Raw genomic sequence first — 21992 nt, forward strand, 5'->3', positions numbered from 1 at the left:
GCATTAGCACTCGGTAAGCAAGAGTGCTAACAGAGGTGATCATCATGTTAACAGAAAGGCAATTATTGATTTTACAGGTCATTATTGATGATTTCATCGAATCGGCACAACCAGTAGGATCACGTGCCATTTCCAAAAAAGAAAATATGGATTTCAGTTCTGCCACAATCAGAAATGAGATGGCTGATTTGGAAGATATGGGCTTTTTGGAAAAAACGCACTCATCTTCTGGGCGGATTCCTTCTGAAAAAGGATATCGCTACTATGTCGATCATCTAGTCTCTCCACAAGTTGCAGAAGGTGATATAAAATTAATTAGAAACGTAATACAGGATGGTTTTTTCGAGTTTGAACAAATTGTCCAAAAGTCTGCAGAAGTTCTTTCTGATATCACAAATTATACCTCCATCATTTTAGGACCGGAAGTATTTGAAACCAAATTGAAGCAGTTGCAAATAGTAACACTGTCACCACAGACTGCTGTGGCAATATTGGTTACTAATACAGGACATGTTGAACATCGTTCGTTTTCAATACCTGAAGAAATAAGTTCTTCGGATTTGGAAAAAATGGTTAATATATTAAACGACCGGTTACATGGTGTTCCGATTATACAGCTGCCGGAAAAGTTAAACACGGAAATTGTTGATCTGATGAACAAATATATTACTGACTTTGAAAAATCATATGATTATTTGAAAGCTGCGTTTTTTAACGATCATCCAGTGAAACTTTATTTTGGCGGTAAAACGAACATACTTATGCAGCCCGAGTTCAGGGATATTGAGAAAGTTCGGTCATTTTATTCCATGATTGAAAAGGAAGATGAAATAGCCAAACTGCTAAAAGATACTTCCAATGGGATTAAAGTAACAATCGGTCACGAAAATAAAGTGGATGCCATCAAAGATTTGAGCCTGATAACAGCAACTTATCAGTTAAATGAAGAGCAGATGGGAACAATCGCTTTGCTTGGTCCTACGCGAATGGAATATAAAAGGGTAATTAATTTATTAAATGTGTTATCACACGAGATGTCAGATGCATTGTATTTGTGGTATAAAAATAATGAATAGTTAAGTCTCTATAGGAAGTATCTATCAGATGGGAGGCTTTTCTCATCACTTCTTTATGTCTTTTTGTTTCATTAACTATTGCTTTCATGATATATTCTTACATGGCAATTTCATAATAGGAGGTGGCAGGAGTGGAAGAAAAAAATAAAGACACAATCAATCCGGATGAAGCAAATGAGTCAAAGGATGAAAATCAGGAAAACGTTACAGAAGTGATTGATGCAGATGAAACAGAAGATTTGCAACCAAATGATTCAGATGAGAGTAAAATGGAAAGCCTGATTGAAGAGGTTGATCAGTTGAAAAAGGAAAAAGATGAAGCATTGCAACGTTTGCTTCGAATCCAGGCAGAGTATGATAATTTTAAAAAACGTTCCCAGAAAGAAAAAGAGGCGGATCGTAAATATAAAGCACAGGACTTAATTAATGAACTATTGCCTGCAATTGATAACTTTGAACGGGCATTACAAGTGGAAGTAAACGACGAATCAAAAGGTTTTGTTGATGGTATTTCAATGGTATACCAGCAGATCAAGGATGCATTAAAGGCACAGGGAGCAGAAGAAATAGAGTGTGTCGGAAAACCATTTGATCCGAATCTGCATCATGCGGTAATGCAGGTGGAAGATGAGAATTATGATTCCGATATTGTTGTGGAGGAACTGCAAAAGGGATACATGCTTAAAGACAAAGTTGTTCGTCCAGCAATGGTTAAAGTAAATAAATAATTGAATGAGTAGTGAAGGAGGAAGTTGATTATGAGTAAAATAATCGGAATTGACTTAGGTACAACAAATTCATGTGTTTCAGTAATGGAAGGCGGGGAAGCAGTTGTAATCCCCAACCCAGAAGGAAACCGTACAACACCATCAGTCGTAGCATTTAAAAATGGTGAGCGCCAAGTTGGAGAAGTAGCAAAGCGTCAGGCAATTACTAACCCTAACACAATTCAATCCATCAAACGTCATATGGGTACAGACTATAAGGTTGAAATTGAGGGCAAAGAATATACACCACAGGAAGTGTCAGCCATTATCCTTCAGCACCTTAAATCATATGCTGAAGATTACTTAGGTGAAAAGGTAGAAAAAGCTGTTATCACAGTTCCGGCATATTTCAATGATGCAGAACGCCAGGCTACCAAAGATGCTGGTAAAATCGCCGGCCTTGAAGTTGAGCGTATTATTAATGAACCAACTGCTGCAGCATTAGCATATGGTATCGATAAAGATGATCAGGATCAGACTATTCTTGTATATGACCTTGGTGGAGGAACATTTGACGTTTCCATTCTGGACATTGGTGACGGCACATTTGAAGTTGTATCAACTGCTGGTGATAACCGCCTTGGCGGGGATGACTTTGACGAGGTAATCATGGACCATATGGTTAAAGAATTTAAAAAAGAAAATGGGATCGACCTTTCTCAGGATAAAATGGCTAAACAACGTCTGAAGGACGCAGCTGAAAAAGCTAAAAAAGATTTATCAGGTGTGGCACAGACTCAAATTTCATTGCCATTTATAACTGCTGGCGAAGCTGGACCATTACATCTTGAAATGAATCTTACTCGTGCTAAATTTGATGAGCTTTCAAATGATTTAGTGGAACGTACCATGAAACCAACAAGGAAAGCATTAAGTGATGCAGACCTGTCAGCAAGTGAAATCGACAAGGTAATTCTTGTTGGTGGTTCAACACGGATCCCTGCCGTTCAGGAAGCTATTAAGCGTGAAACCGGAAAAGAACCTTCCAAAGGAGTTAACCCTGACGAGGTTGTAGCACTTGGTGCAGCAATTCAGGGTGGAGTACTTCAGGGTGATGTAAAAGATGTTGTACTGCTTGACGTTACACCGCTATCACTTGGTATTGAAACAATGGGTTCTGTAACAACAAAATTAATTGAGCGTAATACAACAATTCCAACAAGTCATTCACAGGTATTTTCTACTGCTGCAGATAACCAGACAGCTGTTGATATCCATGTACTGCAGGGTGAACGTGAAATGGCGGCAGATAATAAAACACTGGGCCGTTTCCAACTGACCGATATCCCGCCTGCACCAAGAGGGGTACCACAAATTGAAGTATCATTTGATATCGATGCTAATGGTATTGTAAACGTTCGTGCAAAAGACATGGGCACGAATAAAGAACAATCCATTACCATTAAATCTTCATCAGGTTTATCTGACGATGAAGTTGAACAAATGGTAAAAGACGCTGAAGAAAATGCTGAAGCTGACAAGAAGCGCCGTGAAGAAATTGAACTGCGTAACGAAGCAGATCAGCTCATCTTCACTACTGATAAAACAATCAAAGACCTTGGTGAAAAAGTATCAGACGAAGAAAAACAAAAAGCTGAAGATGCAAAAGCAGAACTGCAACAAGCTATCGAAGCAGATGACATTGATCAAATTAAAGAAAAGAAAGATGCGCTTCAGGAACAGGTACAGCAATTATCTGTTAAACTCTATGAACAAATGCAACAGGATGCTCAGGCAGAACAGGGGCAAGAGTCCGGTCAAGGTTCTGATGATGTAGAAGATGCAGATTATAAAGAAGTAGACGATGAAGAGGATAAAAAGTAATCGTTCATACGGAATCAGTTAATTAAAAGTCAAAGTCAGGATTCTCTTGACTTTGGCTTTTTTACTTCCAGGAAGCTACAACTGAAAAGAATGTTTGCTATCAAAGAATAAATGATGATAAGATAGAACTTATGCAATAGTGTGTCGGGAGAGTGATTTACAAGTGAGTAAACGTGATTATTATGAAGTACTTGGTGTTGAAAAAGGTGCTTCAAAAGATGAAATAAAAAAAGCATATCGAAAGCTGGCAAGAAAATATCATCCAGATGTCAGTGAAGAAGAAAATGCTGCTGATAAATTTAAGGAAGCAAAAGAAGCTTACGAAGTGCTGAGCAATGAACAAAAGCGTGCACAATATGATCAGTTTGGGCATGCAGGTGCACAAGGTCAAGGCTTTGGCGGCGGAGCACAGGACTTCGGCGGATTTGGTGATATATTTGATATGTTCTTCGGTGGCGGAGGACGCAGTCGGGATCCTAATGCGCCCCAGCAGGGTGCTGACCTGCAATACTCCATGATTCTTGATTTTGAAGAAGCAATCTTCGGTAAAGAAACCGATATTAATATACCAAAAGAAGAAAATTGTGAGACTTGTCATGGTTCAGGTGCGAAACCTGGAACGAAGACAAAAACCTGTTCACATTGTAATGGCTCAGGTCAATTAAATATGGAACAGAATACACCATTTGGCCGGGTTGTTAATCGCCGTGTATGTCACCATTGTAACGGTTCCGGTAAAATAATTCCTGAGAAATGTAATACATGCGGCGGAGCTGGCAGAGTGAAAAAGAACAAGACCATTCATATTTCTATTCCGGCTGGTATTGACGAAGGACAGCAAATCAGAGTTTCCGGAAAAGGTGAACCAGGTGTCAACGGTGGACCTCCAGGAGATTTATTCGTTGTAATCCAGGTAAGATCTCATGAGTTTTTTGAACGTGAAGGAGATCATATCTACTGTGAATTACCACTTACCTTTGTTCAGGCGGCACTTGGTGATGAGATTGAAGTGCCAACAGTTCATGGGAAAGTTATGCTGAAAGTACCTGCAGGAACCCAGACAGGTAAAGTATTTCGTATGAAAGGTAAGGGAGCACCCAATGTTCGCGGGGCCGGTCATGGTGATCAGCACGTTCAGGTACGAGTAATTACACCAAACAAATTAACAGACCGTCAAAAAGAAATCTTGCGTGAATTTAATGAAATCAGCGGCAATGAAGCTACTGATGAACAAGAAAGCTCCTTTTTTCAACGATTCAAAAACGCATTTAAAAATTAAGTTTTTACAGTTGAAGTCAATATTACAGTTTAAAAACTTAAAAGAGGCTGGGACAAGACAAAAACGATAACAGAAGAGACGACTTATACACAAATTAAGCGTAGGGAATATACGCAGACTCCTGTGGGAGGAAAGGCCTAGGTGAGACTCCGCAGCGCGGTAGCGCAAGGAGGCTCAACAGCCGCCCACGGCTAAAAAGACACTGCGAAAACGCACTTTTTGAGCAGATGTCGCCTTGGTACCCGGAGGTGTGAAAGCAAAGTATATTTCCGGAGCGGTTGTTTTGCACCTTTTTTCAATGTGTTCTGTTCCTTTTGATAAAAAACTTTTGTCCCAGCCCCCCATACATATATGATGTCACTTTTTCCTGGAAGTGGGTGGATTTTATTGAAATGGTCGGAACTCTGTATCCATACGACAAATGAAGCTATTGAACCTATCTCCAATATTTTGCATGAAACGGGTGCCAGCGGGGTCGTTATTGAGGACCCATTGGATCTGGTTCAGGAAAGAGATACTTTTTTTGGTGAGGTATATGAACTGAATCCCGAAGAATATCCGGAAGAGGGAGTTTATATTAAAGCTTATTTAAAAGTAAACAGCTTTTTGGGTGAAACGGTTAACGAAATCAAACAGGCCATTAATAATTTAATGCTTTATGATATAGATTTAGGAAGAAATCAGATAACACTCAGTGAGGTACATGAAGAAGAGTGGGCTACAGCATGGAAAAAATATTATAAGCCTGTTAAAATATCTAAAAAGATTACAATTACCCCCACTTGGGAAGACTACACACCAGTTTCAAGTGATGAGTTAATTATTGAACTCGATCCCGGGATGGCATTTGGTACCGGTACACACCCGACAACTGTTTTGAGTATTCAGGCTTTGGAACAATACTTGAAAGAGAACGATACGGTTATAGACGTAGGGTGCGGATCAGGGGTCTTAAGTATTGCTTCTGTTTTACTTGGAGCAGAACAGGTGCATGCCTTTGACCTTGATGATGTTGCGGTTAAAAGCACTAAAATTAACAGTAAACTAAACAAAATCAATCAACAAATCGCAGTTAAACAAAATAATCTGCTGAATCAAGTAGACATGAAAGCGGATGTAATTGTTTCTAATATACTTGCTGAGATTATAGTCCGATTTGTAAAGGATGCCTGGAATAACCTGAAATCAGATGGTTTGTTTATTACTTCAGGTATTATCCGTGCAAAAAAACAAATGGTAATCGATGAACTTGAGAAAAATGGTTTTCAAATACTTGAAATGAACGAAATGGAAGATTGGGTAGCCATAATAGCTAAAAAGATTTCCCAGGAAAGTGGTGCTTGATTTGCAACGCTATTTTATCCCTGCTGATAATTGGTTAGATGAACAAGTTGTCATTACTGGTAATGATACACACCATATCAGTCACGTTATGCGATTTCAGGCTGGAAATAAAATAATTTGTAATCATCCTGAAGGAAAGGCAGCAATATGTGAGATTACACTGCTGAACAATGATGAGATACATGCCGTTGTTAAGGATTGGCTGGATGAATCGAATGAACTGCCGGTCAGCGTTACCATTGCTCAGGGATTACCCAAGAGTGACAAACTTGAATTAGTTCTGCAGAAAGGTACAGAGCTGGGTGCTGCTGCATTTATTCCTGTACAGGCAGAGCGGTCTGTAGTCGTCTGGGACGGCAAAAAGGAAGAAAAGAAGCTGGTGCGTTTTTCAAAAATAGTTAAAGAAGCAAGTGAGCAAAGTCATCGAAATAAAATCCCGCAAATCAGCCAGGTAGTTTCGACGGAGAAATTGATAGAGGAAAGTTCGGAATACGATGTGAAGCTTTTTGCTTATGAGGAAGAAGCTAAAACAATTGATTTTCAATCTTTTGGTACGATAATAAGTAAATTGGAAACTGGTAATCGGGTATTGGTTTGTATTGGTCCAGAGGGTGGTTTTTCAGATAATGAAGCAACACTGTTAAAGGAAAATGGATTTTTTTCAGTACGATTGGGTCCTCGGATATTACGAACGGAGACCGCTGCTTTATATGTTTTAGCAAGTATTTCATATCAATTTGAAGAATTGGGGTGCTGATAATGACAACCGTGGCTTTTCATACGTTAGGGTGTAAAGTGAATCATTATGAAACAGAAGGCATATGGAATATGTTTAAGGATAATGGTTATGAACGGGTCGATTTTAATCGTGAAGCAGATGTATATGTAATTAATACGTGTACAGTGACTAATACCGGGGATAAAAAAAGCAGACAAGTTATCAGAAGAGCTGTCCGTAAAAACCCTGAGGCTGTCGTTTGTGTAACCGGCTGCTATGCTCAGACATCACCGGGTGAAATTATGGAAATTCCCGGTGTTGATGTAATTGTCGGGACGCAGAACAGAAAAAAGATGATTGACTACATTGAAGAACATCAAAAAACGCGTGAACCGATTAATGGTGTAACAAATATTATGAAGAATCGTGTGTTTGAAGAGATGGATGTACCGGAGTTTACAGACAGAACGCGTGCTTCTTTGAAAATACAGGAAGGATGTAACAACTTCTGTACATTTTGCATTATCCCATGGTCAAGAGGCTTACTCCGTTCAAGAGATCCGGAAAATGTAGTGGAACAGGCACAAAAGCTGGTTGATGCAGGTTATAAAGAAATTGTCTTAACCGGAATACACACCGCCGGTTATGGGGAAGACATGAATGATTACAACTTTGCAAAACTGCTTAGAGAATTGGAAACAAATGTTGATGGATTGAAGCGAATTCGCATCTCCTCCATCGAGGCAAGTCAGATTACTGATGAAGTAATCGACGTACTTGATAAATCTGAAAAAATTGTACGTCATTTACACGTACCACTTCAATCAGGTTCCGATTCTGTATTAAAACGGATGCGCAGAAAGTATTCCAGTGAATTTTATAAGCAAAAGGTGGAAAAAATTCGTAAGGCTCTACCTGGACTGGCGATAACGTCTGACGTAATTGTTGGTTTCCCTGGTGAAACTGATGAAGAATTTATGGAGACATACAACTTTATAAAGGAAGTGGGATATTCAGAATTGCATGTTTTCCCATTCTCAAGACGGACTGGTACACCGGCAGCACGCATGAATAATCAGGTGGATGAAGATGTTAAAAATGAACGTGTTAATCAAATGATAGAGCTATCGGACCAATTAGCTAAAGAGTATGCTTCTGACTATGAAAATGAAGTATTGGAAGTAATACCGGAGGAACGCGTGTCTGAAGAAAACACTGATATGCTTGTAGGTTATACAGACAATTACCTGAAAGTCAGATTCAATGGACCAAAAGATTTAATTGGAAAACTGGTTCGTGTAAAAATTACAAAATCCGGTTATCCATATAATGAAGGTACGTTTGTACGTGTAATGGATGATGCTGCTTTGAATGCCACATCCTGAATCCCGGAACAACTCCGGGATTTTTATCTGTGAAGCAGGATGCAATTTGAAAAACAGCATGATATGATAGGGAAGAGGTACGGACAACATAATGAAAGGGAGATAGTAATGAGCAAAGACCTTGCAAAGTATATTGACCACACACAATTAAAACCTGAGACAACAAAGGAAAAAATAGAACAAATTGTTGCAGAAGCAAAAGAACATGGTTTTGCTTCAGTATGCGTGAATCCTTTTTGGGTACCTTATTGCTATAGCGAATTAAAAGATACGGAAGTAAAGGTTTGTACGGTAATTGGATTCCCACTCGGTGCTACATCCACTGAGACAAAAAAATTCGAGACAAAGCAAGCAATTCAAGATGGTGCAACAGAGGTTGATATGGTAATTAATATCGGTGCTCTTAAGTCCGATGATGATGAAACAGTTAAACGTGATATTGAAGCTGTTGTTGAAACTGCAAAAGGAAATGCTCTTACGAAGGTAATAATTGAAACTTCATTATTATCGGATGATGAAAAAGCACGTGCCTGTAAACTTGTAAAAGAAACAGGTGCAGACTTCGTAAAAACGTCCACAGGTTTTTCCGGTGGCGGTGCGACGATAGAGGATGTTAAGTTAATGCGTCAAACTGTTGGTGATAAGATGGGTGTTAAAGCTTCTGGCGGTGTCCGTGATCTGGAGACCACAAAAGCAATGATTGACGCTGGAGCAACCCGCATAGGCGCAAGTGCCGGAGTAGATATAATTGCCGGTAACAAGGGACAAGAGGATTATTAAAGACTCATCTCGTAAATTTAACTTCGTAGTTGATATAAACTGCGAACTAAACCTATTTAGTAATAAGTTAGTAAGGCTCACTGACTACCGCAGCTGGAATATACTCGCTTTCACACCTCCGGGTACCAAGGCGACATCTGCTCAAAAAGTTCGTTTTCGCAGTGTCTTCTTAGCCGTGGGCAAGCGCCGAGCCTCCTCAGCTCGTTCCTCGCTTCCGAGTCTCGCCTAGCTTGTTCTTCCCACAGGAGTCTCGCATATTCCAGCTGCTGGTTTACAGGATTAAATCTATTCCGTTACTAAAAATTATTGATTTATCAAGATAAAGTGAGCAGAACCCAGCGGAGGAAATACGCTGAGACTCCTGGGGGAGGACAGGCATCGGTGAGACCACTGAGTGCGCCAGCACGAAGAGGGCTCACCAGCCGCCCCCGGAAAGCGAAGTGTATTTCCGCAACGGTATCATAGCACTCAACTTTTTTCAAAGTAGTTCACAGTCTATGGATTTTGTATCAAATACAACAATCTATACGAAAATAGCTTTATTAAATAAATAGCCCGATAGTTATGGAAAACTAAATTTTAAGTTGACCTGCAAGTAGGGTTATATTATAATTATCAAAGACATGTAAAGTTATACATGTTTGTACATTTTTTGTTTTGTGCTTCGGAGGGAGGGAAATTAGTATGTCAAATACAACTCGCGTTCGTAAAAACGAGTCTCTTGAGGATGCTCTTCGTCGCTTTAAACGTAGTGTGTCAAAAAGCGGTACACTGCAGGAATACCGTAAGCGTGAACACTATGAAAAACCTAGCGTTCGTCGTAAGAAAAAGTCGGAGGCGGCAAGAAAGCGTAAATACTAAAGAGGGTGCAAGAGCATGACATTGATGGAACAGCTGAATCAGGATATGAAGCTGGCTATGAAAAATAAGGATAAAGAAACACTTGGTGTTATCCGGATGGTCAAGTCTTCATTACAAAATGAAACGATAAAACTTGGCAATAAGGAACTCTCTGAAGATGAAGAATTAACAGTTTTGTCAAAAGAGTTAAAGCAAAGAAAAGATTCCCTCCAGGAATTTAAATCAGCTGGACGCGATGATCTTGTTAAAAAATTAGAAACTGAAATCAATATTTTGCAGAAATATATGCCGGAACAGTTCACGGAAGATGAGCTGGAGGCACTAGTTCAGTCTACGATTCAGGAAGTTAATGCAACTTCCAAAAAAGATATGGGTAATGTTATGAGTGCAATCATGCCAAAAGTTAAAGGTAAGGCTGATGGTGCACAAATTAACAAACTTGTTCTTAAACATTTAAATTAACTCAAAAGTGTTTCTCTGGCCTTGTCAATTTAGACAAGGCCTTTATAAATTCTTTTTTTAGATGAAGTATATCATCATTACCGCTCGTTGTGGTACTATTTAACTAACAGGGATAAAATGAAACCATTTACATAGTTAAAACGTATAACTAAATGTCAGCTAAACAGGGAGGAGGGATGTTATTTGTCTGGTAGCAGATACAGCCGGTACATAAAATATGCACTCATATTTATAACAATGGTCTCATTGTTTATTACTGCAGTTCCATTTATCGACGCTGATAACAGTGGTGATGGAGAACTTGTATATGTTATTCCGATCGAAAATGAGGTTGAGCGTGGACTGGAAGCGTTTCTTTCCCGAACAACCGGAGAAGCAGAGTCTGAGGGTGCGGATCACATAATATTTGAAATTGATACCCCGGGTGGCGGAGTGGAAGCAGCAGGACAAATAGCGGAACTGTTACAGAGCCTGGATACAACCACAACATCCTTTATTGTTAACAGGGCATTGTCAGCTGGATCTTATATAGCATTAAACACAGACAATATTTACATGAAACCCCAGGCAACGATGGGAGCCAGCGGAGTCATCAATCAGGACGGTACTGCTGCCAGCAAAAAAGCTCAATCAGCATGGTTGGAAGCAATGCGAAGTGCCGCTGAATCAAAAGGCAGAGATCCTTTATATGCGGCTGCGATGGCAGATTCAAGTATAGATCTTTCCGAATATGGAGCTGAAGAGGGAAAGTTTTTGACATTGGGACCATCATCGGCTGTTGAAGTTGGTTATTCGGACGGTACTGTTGAGGACCGAACAGGGTTATTAAGTGAATTAGGATTAACAAATGCAACTATCGTAGAAAAGGAAATGACATTTTCTGAAAGAGTCGCCCGGTTCATTACAAATCCTGTGGTGGTTCCAATATTATTATCCATCGCAAGTCTCGGCCTGATAGTGGAGTTGTATTCACCTGGTTTTGGGGTCCCTGGAATTATGGGAATCGTTTCGTTAATTCTATTTTTCTATGGTCATGTTGTTGCAGGTCTCGCTGGTTCTGAAGCTATCATATTATTAATACTTGGTATAGTACTGATTATAGCTGAGTTTTTTGTCCCTGGGGGAATCGTCGGTATACTCGGTATTGGTGCAATAGTTGGATCGCTCATTATGTCTGGTCAGGATATCGGCCATATGTCGATGAGTATAGGGATTGCCTTTATTGTAGCAATAATTGCTTCTGTTATTTTATTTAAGACGATGGGGCTGGAAAAAGGGTTCTTCCGGCATATTATTTTGAAGGATCAGACAACGACTGAACTTGGTTATGTCTCATCTGTAAACAGGTTGGAATTAATCGGACTGGAAGGAAAGACTCTAACCCCATTACGTCCGTCAGGGACAGCTGAACTGGATGGCGAGCGCCTCGATGTTATATCTGAAGGAGGATTTATTCTGGCAAATGAACAAGTAAAAGTTGTTAAAGTAGAAGGAGCTCGTATTGTAGTTCGAGAATTATAACTAATTAGGAGGAATTTTAATGAACATAGAACAATTTTTGCCAATTATAATAATTGCAGTTATTTTAATTGTTTTGGCAGTATTATTTACGTTTATCCCGGTAATGCTTTGGATCAGTGCTTTAGCAGCGGGAGTTAAAGTCGGTATTTTCACTCTGGTTGGTATGCGTTTGCGTCGGGTAGTTCCATCAAGAGTAATCAATCCGTTGATTAAGGCGCATAAAGCAGGACTAAATGTAAATACGAATCAACTGGAAAGTCATTACCTGGCGGGTGGTAATGTTGACAGAGTAGTTAATGCTTTAATAGCCGCTCACCGTGCAAATATTGAATTGTCATTTGAGCGTGCAGCAGCGATTGACTTAGCAGGTCGTGATGTGTTGGATGCTGTTCAAATGAGTGTTAATCCGAAAGTAATTGAAACACCATTTATTTCGGGTATTGCAATGGATGGTATTGAAGTTAAGGCAAAGGCTCGTATTACAGTGCGTGCAAATATTGATCGTCTTGTCGGTGGTGCTGGGGAAGACACAGTAATCGCTCGTGTTGGTGAAGGTGTCGTAAGTACAATCGGTAGCTCGGAAGCACATACGAAAGTTCTGGAAAACCCGGATTCCATCTCTCATAATGTACTGGGAAGAGGATTGGATGCCGGTACAGCGTTTGAAATTCTTTCAATTGATATTGCCGATGTGGACATCGGTAAGAACATTGGCGCAATTTTACAGACAGACCAGGCTGAGGCTGATAAAAACATCGCTCAGGCTAAGGCGGAAGAACGCCGTGCAATGGCCGTGGCACAGGAACAGGAAATGGTTGCCCGTGTTGAAGAAATGCGTGCAAAAGTTGTTGAAGCAGAAGCAGATGTTCCACTTGCCCTTGCAGAGGCATTACGTTCCGGAAATCTCGGTGTAATGGACTATATGAATTATAAAAACATCGATGCAGATACAGATATGCGTGACACAATCGGAAAATTGTCACAGGATGATAAAGAGGAAAATGACAATAACAAGTAATGTATCAGCCTATAAAGGAGGGTTATGATGGAAGTTATTTTTGTAATCCTTGCAATTATTGGTGGTCTTGCGGGTTTTATTAAAGATAAATCCGATAATAACTCAGGTAAGCCAAAACGGACTTTTAACACACCCAAGCCATCACCTACTCCGTCTGGCGGCAGAAATACAACAGCTCACCCCGTAACAGATTATGCCGGTGAAACTGTTTTAAATACAGCTTCGATTGAAGAACAACAAGAGGAACAGCGTAACCGTCTTGCTGAGCGGATGCAGACACCAACACATAAAGCGATCCCCGGGGGAGAGCATGACGCGTTAATAGGCAATACGATTAAAGAACCGGAAAAAGACCTATCAGCTGAACAAAAAAGGCTTAGAAGACGTATTAAGACCAATTTGAATCAAAAAGGGTTGGTCAATGGAATTATTATGTCCGAAGTATTAGGCCCACCGAGGGCTAACAAACCATATCGGAGTATTGTATCACAACGGAGAAAATAGTTCAGGAAGGCTGTTTTCTAAAATATTGTAAAAACGGCCATCAGGAAAGAACCACTTGCTTAGTAAGCGATTTGCTTACCGCAGAAGTGGTTCTTTTTTCTTGTTCTTATCCTGGTGTGATAGTCATAAATATGATTGTGAGAGGGGGACCATCCGGATGAAAAAATTGCAGCAACGAATCGGTCCATTGTTAATGAAATCCTTTGCATTACCTTCTGACATTATGCTGGAGTTACCACGAATCACAATGATTGGTCAAATACATGTTTATATTGAAAACCACAAAGGACTTATTGTTTACTCGGATACTGAGCTTAAGCTGAAAGCAAATAAGGGATACATACAAATATTAGGGACGTCATTTGTTTTAAAAATGATGTTGCCTGAGGAAATATTGCTTGAAGGATCAGTAACTGAGGTGAAGTTTATACCAGATTAGAAATGTTCCAAGGGGGATGACATGAAACAAATACAAGGTTCTTTTATTACTGGATATGTAACTGTTTTAGTAAAAGGGAAAAGACCGGAACTTTTTTTTCAGGCTTGTAATGAACAGGGAATTACAGTATGGGATATTAAAAAGGAATCAGATAATACCTGTAAAGGTAATGTTAAATTAAACGCTATTGCATCACTTAGACAGGTTAAACGTCGGACAGGCTATAAACTCAGGTTCGTTGACAAAAAAGGATATCCATTTATATTAAAAAGATTTTTGCGAAGAAAAGAAGTTATTTTGGGGTTACTGTTAAGTATATTGCTTGTTTTTTTCCTGTCAAATATAATCTGGGAAGTCAGGGTAACAGGTGTTCCAAAAGATATTGAGGAAAAGATAGACAAGCAGTTGGAGGAATATGGTATCCATCAGGGGGCATGGACATTCTCGCTGGCTCCCCCTACTGAAGTGCAGCAAAAGCTGGTAAATGATATTCCTGAATTGCTTTGGGTTGGTGTACATCAAAAGGGCACATCCTATGTTCTTGAAGGTGTAGAAAAAACCATTGTAAAGGAAGAGGAAGTCGAAGGGCCGAGGAACCTGGTAGCTACAAAAAAAGGTGTAATACAAAAAATGTATGTATCCAAAGGGCTGCCAAAAGTACAAGTGAATGACTATGTGGAGCCTGGAGACATTCTTGTTTCGGGTAAGCTTCAGTTTGATGAGAGCCAGGATAAGGATAAAAAGGAAAAGCAATTTGATTTAGTTGCAGCAGAAGGAGATATCATTGCAAAAACCTGGTATGAAACAGAGGTTACTGTACCGCTGACAGCTAATCATGAGCTCTTAACCGGAAAGAGTGAAAGCAAATATCATTTGAAAATAAATAATTTTGAATTACCAATCTGGGGCTTCGGGTCACCCGATTATAAGGAAATTCACAGAGAAAGGGAAGGAAACAATCTGTATTTTTTAAAATGGAAACTTCCTGTAAAAATAGTAGAAACCAAATTAAGTGAAAAAAGGTATAATCAAGTAGACAGGAGTAAAGAAGAGGCTGTAAATATTGGAATTGAACAAGCGAAAAATGAATTGAAGCTTCAGCTCGGTCCGGATGCAGAAATTGTTTCCGAAAATATTTTGCATGAATCAACCGGGAATGGTAAAGTTAAATTAACCTTATATATGGCTGTGGAAGAAGATATTGTCAAAGAGGTACCAATAAATCAAGGAGATTGATTATGTCAGAAAACTTGAGAACAATTGAGTTACAATTAACTAACCCAAATGAAGCATTAGCTTTGTTTGGTATAAATGATAAATTTTTAAAACAGATTGAAGAACAACTAAATGTGTCCATTGTAACCAGAGGGGAACAAGTTAGTGTATCTGGCACAAATGAAGATATTGCACTTGTCGAAGAAATTTTATTGACGCTTTTATCCATTGTGAGAAAAGGATTGAATATTGCCGAGCGGGATGTTGTGTATGCTGTTGAATTGGCCAAAGAAGGAAAAATAAATCAATTTGAAACACTTTTTGAAGATGAAATCACAAAAAATGCCAAAGGAAAGTCCATTCGGGTAAAAACGTTAGGGCAAAAGAAATATATTACAGCATTGAAAAATCACGATCTTGTTTTTGGCATTGGCCCTGCAGGTACCGGTAAAACATATCTTGCTGTTGTCATGGCAGTTCACGCATTGAAAAATGGAGATGTAAAACGTATTGTGTTAACCCGTCCTGCAGTTGAAGCCGGAGAAAGTTTAGGTTTCCTTCCAGGTGATCTTAAGGAGAAGGTTGATCCTTACTTACGGCCTTTGTATGACGCATTACACGATGTTTTTGGAAGTGAACATACCATGCGTTTAATCGAAAGGGACACAATCGAAATTGCCCCATTAGCATACATGCGCGGACGTACACTTGATGATGCGTACGTTATATTGGACGAGGCGCAGAACACGACACCTGAACAGTTGAAAATGTTTTTAACCCGGTTGGGATTTGGATCCAAAATGGTAATCACCGGAGATATAACACAAATTGACTTGCCAAAGGGAGTAAAGTCCGGATTACAGGAGGCAAAGCAACTGTTGTCTTCAGTTAATGGAATATCTTTTGTTTATCTGGATCAAACAGATGTGGTCAGACACCCATTGGTACAAAAAATTATTGATGCTTATGAAAAACAAAGTGAACCGCGTAAATAAAGTAAGACCCCAACTGGCGGGTCTTATTTCTGTATCTATATCAACTGTTATGAGGTGAGCATAGTGAATAAACTATTCCATAGTATTGTGAACTCATTACTTAAGATTCGGACTAAATGGATAACAATTATTTTGCCTGTTACAGTTTTAGGTGTCTTCTTTTTCCTTGTAACATTTAATAATGTTTATACAGAAACGTATGATATCGAACGGTTCACCAGTGTCAACGAGACAATACGCTCACCGATCACTATAGAAAATGAAGAGGAAACAAAACGAAAAACACGTGAAACAGTCCAGTCAGTTGAAGACAGATATAATATATCATCTGAAATTACTACAGAACAGGTTGCATATGTGGAGGAAATATTTGATGCAATCAAAAAAATGGAACGAGTAAGCAAGGGAAGTGTTCCGGAGTCTGTAGAAGAGAACACACCAGAAGAACTCACAAATCAGGAGAAGGTACAGCGTCTGAATCAAATATTGTCAACTGAGATTACAGAAGAAGTAAATGACGGTATTTTGTATGAAATGGTGGAAGCACAGTCAAAAGCACGAGCAAAAGGAAAAGAACTGTTTATTACATCATTGAATAAAGTATTGGAGAATGGTGTTAGGGTTGAAAATATTCAGAGTGCCAAAACAGAAGTGGAACAAAGCATAAAGTACTCTAATTTGGACAGCAGCATAAAGGAACCATTAATTAAATTAACTGATTTTGCAGTTGTGGAGAATTCATTCTTTGATGTTGAAAAAACGATGGATGCCCGTAAAGAAGCTGCCAGTAATGTGGAACCAGTTATTATCCGTGCGGGAGAAACCATCATCAGGGAAGGGCAGACAATTACCAATGAAATTTATGAGGAGTTGAAACTTGTCGGGCTGCTTGACAATGAACGGAATGTTTTTCCCGTTATTGGATTAGTCTTATTGATACTATTAACAATTACTGTTATCGCTTATGAGATGAACACTGTTGCAAAAAACAACAGCCTCGATAGGGGTAAAATCATTTCGATTTTATTAATCAGCTTTATAGTTGTTGCACTGATGAAAACAGTAAGCTTGTATACATCAGCAGCTAACCAGTTGTTTTTTGCAGTACCGGCAGCAACAGGGGCGTTGTTGATTAAACAATTACTCAATGAGCGATTCGCTATCGTGCTTTCTATTTTATATGCCATTTTGGGAAGTATTATTTTCAACGGTCAAATTCCAGGTTCGTTAAATGTTGAAGCAGGAATTTATTTCTTTTTCTCGCAAATGGCCGGTATTATCTTTTTAGCCAATGTGAAGGATCGGCTGGCAATATTAAAATCCGGTATAGGAATGACTATTGTAAACATTACTGCTGTATTATTATTCTTATTTCTTTCGTTCGAAAAATATACCTTAAGCGAAATATTGCTGCATTCCGGATTTGGAATTATATCTGCATTCTTATCTGCGGTACTAACAATTGGTTTGTTACCTTTTTTTGAGACGGGATTAGGTATTCTGTCAGATATTAAATTACTTTCTCTGGCAAGTCCGAATCAGCCATTACTCCGAAAAATATTGACTGAATCACCTGGTACATATCACCATTCAGTAATGGTTGCCAACTTGAGTGAGACAGCATGTGAAGCAATTGGAGCAAATGGCCTTTTGGCACGGGTAGGGGCTTATTATCATGATATTGGAAAAACGGTACGGCCACATTACTTTATTGAAAATCAATTAGCGATAAAAAACCCGCATGATATAATTGAACCAACGCAAAGTGCCGATATCATTATCAGTCATCCATATGACGGGGCTGATATGCTTAAAAAACATAAATTACCAAAAGAGATTGTTCAGATTGCTATGCAGCATCATGGAACGACCCTTTTAAAGTATTTTTATTATAAGGAAAAGGAAAATAATCGTAATGTCAGAGAAGAAGATTTCAGATATCCCGGACCAAAGCCACAGACTAAAGAAGCGGCAATTATTTGTATTTGTGATTCTGTTGAAGCAGCTGTAAGATCGCTTAAAGAACCAACAGAGGAAAAGATTGAGGAGATTGTAGCTTCAATTGTCAATGACCGTTTAATGGATGGACAGCTGAATGAATGTCCACTGACGTTAAGTGAACTGGAAAAAGTCCAAAAAACAATTTGCGAAACGCTAAAAGGAATCTTTCACTCGAGAATTCAATATCCTATGAAGGAGGCAAAATAATGCATATCGATTTTCATGATGAAACAAAATCTGTTCCGCACGATTATGTTGACTTGCTGCAGCGTCTGCTTATTTTCACAGCAGAGAAAGAAGCAGTCTCAAGGGAGGCTGAAGTATCTGTGAATTTTGTAAGTAATAAAGAAATACAGGAAATTAATCGCAACTATCGTCAGCAGAATAAGGTTACAGATGTTATTTCGTTTGCTATGCAGGAAAAAGCTGATGATGAATTGGATATTGTTGGTGAAGACCTTCCATTAGTTCTTGGTGATATTGTTATTTCCGTCGATAAGGCTAAGGAGCAGGCAGAAGAATATAACCATTCGCTTGAAAGGGAATTAGGATTTCTCACAGTTCACGGTTTTCTGCATTTACTTGGTTATGACCATATGAAGAAAGAAGATGAAGTTGAAATGTTTCAACGGCAGGAAGAAATTCTTGGAGAATTTGGCATTGAACGATAAAAAAAGTAAACGGTCAATTGGATTTTCCTACGCATGGAATGGTTTGAGGGAAGTTTTGAAAACCGAGCAAAATGTTAAGAATCATTTTATGGCAGTTCCTTTCGTTATTGTGGCAGGGGTTATTTTTCAAATCGCTCTGGTAGAGTGGGCTGTAATTATACTTACAATCGGATTCGTCATCGTTACAGAGATGTTAAATACAGCTATAGAAAGACTGATTGATTATGTGAAGCCGGAAATTCATCCGCTTGCTGGAGTAATAAAGGATATTTCTGCAGGAGCAGTTTTACTGTCTGCAATCATTTCAGTAATAGTAGGATTGATTATTTTCCTGCCAGAACTATATGAATTATTTTAGCAAAAACCTTCGACATATGAAGGTTTTTTATATTGGCTGGTTTTTATAAAAGGCTGTTTTCGTATAGATTGTTGTTTTTAATACAAAAGATATAAAATGTGCATTAACCGCCGCGATTGATTTCCGCTGCGGGCAGTCGCTTTCACACCTCCGGGTACCAAGGCGACATCTGCTCAAAAAGTTCGTTTTCGCAGTGTCTTCTTAGCCGCGGGCAACGCTTCAGCCTCCCCGGAAGAAAACCATTTCCTGCGGGGTCTTCAGCCGTTGGGACTGCGATTACTCGCCCCACCGAAAACCTTTTGCTTTTCCCGCAGGAGTCGACTGCCCTCCGCTCCAATCAAACGCTGTTGTTATTTTATAATCTAAATTTGCCTTTTGCCTATGATAACAGCTAGTGCAGTGTTATTCATCTAACCCAGCGGAGGAAATACATGCCCCTGCATCAGGGGTATGCCGACGTTGGCCGACAAGGCCGATTTTAGTCGGCCTTCCTTCTTACGGGAGCAAAGGCCTAGGTGAGACTCGCAGTGCGACTAGCACGGAGAGGCTCATCAGCCGCCCACGGAAAGCGAAGAGTATTTCCGCAGCGGGCGGACTAACACTATATAAAGTTACGTCGCAATTTGTATCTACTACGAGGTAAAATTTGCGAAATGCGCCTTATAAAAAGACAGATCGCTGGTATTTATTTGGGTAAGTATCTGACATAGTAATTGTCGAATCATGCGGAATGAGAAAAACTTTTTAAAGGTTTTGTCATATGCATATGAAACTGATTACATTTTATAGTATGATATAAATTAAATAGAAATAACTTCTGCGGAGGATACAACATGGATAACACATTCAAATCAGGTTTTATCGCAATCATAGGCAGACCAAACGTTGGAAAGTCTACATTTATGAACAAAGTAATAGGGCAAAAAATTGCAATAATGAGTGATAAAGCACAAACCACCCGAAATAAGATTCAAGGTGTTTTAACCCAGGAAGATTCACAATTTGTATTTATCGATACTCCGGGAATTCATAAGCCCAAACACCGTCTGGGCGATTTCATGGTAAGAATTGCTGAAAATACGTTAAATGAAGTAGATGCAATATTATTTATGATAAATGCAAAAGAAGGATATGGAAAAGGCGATCAGTATATTATAGATCACCTGCAGCAAACAAAACGTCCGGTTTTTTTAGTGATTAATAAAATAGACCTGGTTCATCCGGATGAATTGCTTCCTTTGATTGAACAATATAAAGACAAATATAATTTTAAGGAAGTCATCCCTGTATCAGCACTTCAGGGAAATAATGTCACACATTTACTGGATGTTCTGAAAGCATATATTCCCGAAGGACCACAATATTATCCGGAAGATCAAATTACCGATCATCCCGAACGGTTTATCATTAGTGAATTAGTCCGGGAAAAAGCACTGGAGTTAACGAGAGAGGAAGTTCCGCATTCGATTATGGTCGTAATTGAAAATATTGAAGAACGGGAATCAAATGCGGTTTTTATTCAAGCGACAATCGTTACCGAACGAAAAACCCAAAAAGGAATTCTTATCGGAAAACACGGGAGTATGCTAAAAAATATTGGCAAGAACGCTCGTAAAGATATAGAAGCATTACTGGGATCAAAAGTATATCTGGAACTTTGGGTGAAAGTTCAAAAAGACTGGCGTAATAAAGAATCCCAGCTCCGTGAATTCGGCTACCGCAGTGATGAATATTAAACTTGGTAAAATTTAAAACTCATTGTTACAGCTTCGGTGGGAATTCTAAGAATAGTACTTTTTCAAATTAGCTATAAGAAAGGTGGGGTTTCTTGTGATCGACTTTACCTGGAGATTATTTAGTCAAACAGGAAACATTGAAACCTATTTGTTATTGAAAGAGTTAGAACAAGGTAAAGGAAATTCAGGTGATGGAACAGAACAAGAAGGTGAAGAGGTATCATCATTTGACACAAATTTATAGTGCATGCTAATTTTTTAATGGATGGCTCAAAGAAGGTGATACTTTTTGCTCGAAAAAATGGAAGGTATTGTCATTAAAACGCAAGATTACAGTGAATCACATAAAATAGTTACACTTTACAGCAACAAGCTTGGAAAAATCTCTGCACTTGCCAGAGGTGCCAAGAAACCAAAAAGCAGAATGGCTGCGGTTACGCAGCCATTCATCCTTGGTGAATTCTTTGTTTATGTTAATTCGGGGCTAAGTACCATACAACAAGGTGACGTAATTGACTCGCTTCGTTTCATACGGGAAGATATTATAAAGACTGCATATGCGGCGTACGTAGTTGAACTCACCGATAAATTAACTGATTCACGTATACCAAATAAATATCTTTTTGATCAGCTTTATCAGACTTTATGCTGGATAGGAGAACATAATGAAGCAGATATTCCAATCATGATGTTTGAGTTAAAACTGTTTGCAACAGCTGGATTTGCTCCGGGGTTGGACAGATGCGTGAATTGCGGAAATAAGGAATCTGCATTCTCCTTTTCAATTGCAGAAGGTGGGTTGATCTGTTCGAGATGTAAGCAAATAGACCCCGAATCAATTGTACTGCCTGACAAGATAGCAAAACTATTGAACATATTCGCAAATATCGAACTTGAGCGGATCGGAACCATTTCAGTAAAACCTGAAAATAAAAAATTACTTCGTCAGCTTATTGATGCCTATTATGATCAATATGGCGGCTATTTTCTGAAATCCAAACGTTTTTTGGATCAAATGGATAAACTTAAATAGAAGTA

At 39.0% G+C, this 21992-nt stretch carries 22 protein-coding genes; all 22 read left to right on the forward strand.

Going from position 1 to position 21992, the window contains the following annotated elements; all coding sequences use genetic code 11:
- Nucleotides 1–44: 44 nt before the first annotated feature.
- The gene (gene hrcA, locus G6R02_RS07190) at nt 45–1076 is read left to right on the forward strand and encodes a heat-inducible transcriptional repressor HrcA (RefSeq protein ID WP_164668561.1); all 1032 of its coding nucleotides are present in this window, start codon (nt 45–47) and stop codon (nt 1074–1076) included.
- Nucleotides 1077–1207: 131 nt separating this feature from the next.
- Nucleotides 1208–1804 (forward strand): nucleotide exchange factor GrpE, encoded by a 597-nt coding sequence (gene grpE / locus G6R02_RS07195; protein WP_164668562.1) that lies wholly within the window; start codon nt 1208–1210, stop codon nt 1802–1804.
- Nucleotides 1805–1834: 30 nt separating this feature from the next.
- Nucleotides 1835–3667 (forward strand): molecular chaperone DnaK, encoded by a 1833-nt coding sequence (gene dnaK, locus G6R02_RS07200; protein ID WP_164668563.1) that lies wholly within the window; start codon nt 1835–1837, stop codon nt 3665–3667.
- Between the two features lie 163 nt (nt 3668–3830).
- On the forward strand, nt 3831–4946 hold the full coding sequence (dnaJ, locus tag G6R02_RS07205; protein WP_164668564.1) for a molecular chaperone DnaJ: 1116 nt from the start codon (nt 3831–3833) through the stop codon (nt 4944–4946).
- A 387-nt stretch (nt 4947–5333) separates the two neighbouring features.
- Nucleotides 5334–6290, forward strand: a complete 957-nt coding sequence (gene prmA, locus G6R02_RS07210; RefSeq protein ID WP_164668565.1) for a 50S ribosomal protein L11 methyltransferase — start codon at nt 5334–5336, stop codon at nt 6288–6290.
- A 1-nt stretch (nt 6291) separates the two neighbouring features.
- Nucleotides 6292–7047 (forward strand): 16S rRNA (uracil(1498)-N(3))-methyltransferase, encoded by a 756-nt coding sequence (locus G6R02_RS07215; protein WP_164668566.1) that lies wholly within the window; start codon nt 6292–6294, stop codon nt 7045–7047.
- Between the two features lie 2 nt (nt 7048–7049).
- On the forward strand, nt 7050–8393 hold the full coding sequence (mtaB, locus tag G6R02_RS07220; protein WP_164668567.1) for a tRNA (N(6)-L-threonylcarbamoyladenosine(37)-C(2))-methylthiotransferase MtaB: 1344 nt from the start codon (nt 7050–7052) through the stop codon (nt 8391–8393).
- 108 nt (nt 8394–8501) lie between these two features.
- Entirely contained in the window at nt 8502–9173 is a 672-nt protein-coding gene (deoC, locus tag G6R02_RS07225) for a deoxyribose-phosphate aldolase (RefSeq protein WP_164668568.1), read from the forward strand.
- Nucleotides 9174–9857: 684 nt separating this feature from the next.
- Nucleotides 9858–10034, forward strand: a complete 177-nt coding sequence (gene rpsU, locus G6R02_RS07230) for a 30S ribosomal protein S21 (protein ID WP_072887896.1) — start codon at nt 9858–9860, stop codon at nt 10032–10034.
- A 15-nt stretch (nt 10035–10049) separates the two neighbouring features.
- Nucleotides 10050–10496 carry a GatB/YqeY domain-containing protein gene (locus tag G6R02_RS07235; protein WP_164668569.1) on the forward strand — a complete coding sequence of 149 codons (447 nt, stop codon included), beginning with the start codon at nt 10050–10052 and terminating at the stop codon, nt 10494–10496.
- A gap of 237 nt (nt 10497–10733) precedes the next feature.
- The gene (locus tag G6R02_RS07240) at nt 10734–12017 is read left to right on the forward strand and encodes an NfeD family protein (protein WP_164670336.1); all 1284 of its coding nucleotides are present in this window, start codon (nt 10734–10736) and stop codon (nt 12015–12017) included.
- A 19-nt stretch (nt 12018–12036) separates the two neighbouring features.
- A complete protein-coding gene (gene floA / locus G6R02_RS07245; protein ID WP_164668570.1) occupies nt 12037–13035 on the forward strand; it encodes a flotillin-like protein FloA in 999 nt (332 codons plus the stop codon).
- Between the two features lie 27 nt (nt 13036–13062).
- Nucleotides 13063–13539 (forward strand): hypothetical protein, encoded by a 477-nt coding sequence (locus G6R02_RS07250; protein ID WP_164668571.1) that lies wholly within the window; start codon nt 13063–13065, stop codon nt 13537–13539.
- Between the two features lie 157 nt (nt 13540–13696).
- Nucleotides 13697–13978, forward strand: a complete 282-nt coding sequence (gene yqfC, locus G6R02_RS07255) for a sporulation protein YqfC (protein ID WP_164668572.1) — start codon at nt 13697–13699, stop codon at nt 13976–13978.
- A 21-nt stretch (nt 13979–13999) separates the two neighbouring features.
- A complete protein-coding gene (yqfD, locus tag G6R02_RS07260; protein WP_164668573.1) occupies nt 14000–15214 on the forward strand; it encodes a sporulation protein YqfD in 1215 nt (404 codons plus the stop codon).
- A gap of 2 nt (nt 15215–15216) precedes the next feature.
- The gene (locus G6R02_RS07265) at nt 15217–16188 is read left to right on the forward strand and encodes a PhoH family protein (protein WP_164668574.1); all 972 of its coding nucleotides are present in this window, start codon (nt 15217–15219) and stop codon (nt 16186–16188) included.
- Nucleotides 16189–16251: 63 nt separating this feature from the next.
- Nucleotides 16252–18396, forward strand: coding sequence for an HD family phosphohydrolase (locus tag G6R02_RS07270; RefSeq protein WP_246202528.1), 2145 nt, complete (start codon nt 16252–16254; stop codon nt 18394–18396).
- A complete protein-coding gene (gene ybeY / locus G6R02_RS07275; protein WP_164668575.1) occupies nt 18396–18860 on the forward strand; it encodes an rRNA maturation RNase YbeY in 465 nt (154 codons plus the stop codon). Before G6R02_RS07270 ends, ybeY begins: the two co-directional genes overlap by 1 nt.
- Complete coding sequence (locus G6R02_RS07280) at nt 18850–19218, forward strand: diacylglycerol kinase family protein (RefSeq protein WP_343032899.1); 369 nt, start codon at nt 18850–18852, stop codon at nt 19216–19218. Before ybeY ends, G6R02_RS07280 begins: the two co-directional genes overlap by 11 nt.
- Before the next feature lie 833 nt (nt 19219–20051).
- On the forward strand, nt 20052–20954 hold the full coding sequence (gene era / locus G6R02_RS07285) for a GTPase Era (RefSeq protein ID WP_164668577.1): 903 nt from the start codon (nt 20052–20054) through the stop codon (nt 20952–20954).
- Nucleotides 20955–21048: 94 nt separating this feature from the next.
- A complete protein-coding gene (locus tag G6R02_RS07290; RefSeq protein ID WP_164668578.1) occupies nt 21049–21198 on the forward strand; it encodes a YqzL family protein in 150 nt (49 codons plus the stop codon).
- Nucleotides 21199–21243: 45 nt separating this feature from the next.
- The gene (recO, locus tag G6R02_RS07295) at nt 21244–21987 is read left to right on the forward strand and encodes a DNA repair protein RecO (RefSeq protein ID WP_164668579.1); all 744 of its coding nucleotides are present in this window, start codon (nt 21244–21246) and stop codon (nt 21985–21987) included.
- Nucleotides 21988–21992: the final 5 nt, after the last annotated feature.

The sequence above is a fragment of the Virgibacillus doumboii genome, from assembly GCF_902806455.1.
Lineage (GTDB): Bacteria > Bacillota > Bacilli > Bacillales > Amphibacillaceae > Lentibacillus > Lentibacillus doumboii.

What these genes read in the sequence shown, in the direction of transcription:
- hrcA (WP_164668561.1), top strand. Translation starts at nt 45, where the DNA reads ATGTTAACAGAAAGGCAATTATTGATTTTACAGGTCATTATTGATGAT.
- dnaK (WP_164668563.1), top strand. Translation starts at nt 1,835, where the DNA reads ATGAGTAAAATAATCGGAATTGACTTAGGTACAACAAATTCATGTGTT.
- mtaB (WP_164668567.1), top strand. Translation starts at nt 7,050, where the DNA reads ATGACAACCGTGGCTTTTCATACGTTAGGGTGTAAAGTGAATCATTAT.
- deoC (WP_164668568.1), top strand. Translation starts at nt 8,502, where the DNA reads ATGAGCAAAGACCTTGCAAAGTATATTGACCACACACAATTAAAACCT.
- rpsU (WP_072887896.1), top strand. Translation starts at nt 9,858, where the DNA reads ATGTCAAATACAACTCGCGTTCGTAAAAACGAGTCTCTTGAGGATGCT.
- G6R02_RS07235 (WP_164668569.1), top strand. Translation starts at nt 10,050, where the DNA reads ATGACATTGATGGAACAGCTGAATCAGGATATGAAGCTGGCTATGAAA.
- G6R02_RS07240 (WP_164670336.1), top strand. Translation starts at nt 10,734, where the DNA reads ATGGTCTCATTGTTTATTACTGCAGTTCCATTTATCGACGCTGATAAC.
- floA (WP_164668570.1), top strand. Translation starts at nt 12,037, where the DNA reads ATGAACATAGAACAATTTTTGCCAATTATAATAATTGCAGTTATTTTA.
- G6R02_RS07250 (WP_164668571.1), top strand. Translation starts at nt 13,063, where the DNA reads ATGGAAGTTATTTTTGTAATCCTTGCAATTATTGGTGGTCTTGCGGGT.
- yqfC (WP_164668572.1), top strand. Translation starts at nt 13,697, where the DNA reads ATGAAAAAATTGCAGCAACGAATCGGTCCATTGTTAATGAAATCCTTT.
- yqfD (WP_164668573.1), top strand. Translation starts at nt 14,000, where the DNA reads ATGAAACAAATACAAGGTTCTTTTATTACTGGATATGTAACTGTTTTA.
- G6R02_RS07265 (WP_164668574.1), top strand. Translation starts at nt 15,217, where the DNA reads ATGTCAGAAAACTTGAGAACAATTGAGTTACAATTAACTAACCCAAAT.
- ybeY (WP_164668575.1), top strand. Translation starts at nt 18,396, where the DNA reads ATGCATATCGATTTTCATGATGAAACAAAATCTGTTCCGCACGATTAT.
- era (WP_164668577.1), top strand. Translation starts at nt 20,052, where the DNA reads ATGGATAACACATTCAAATCAGGTTTTATCGCAATCATAGGCAGACCA.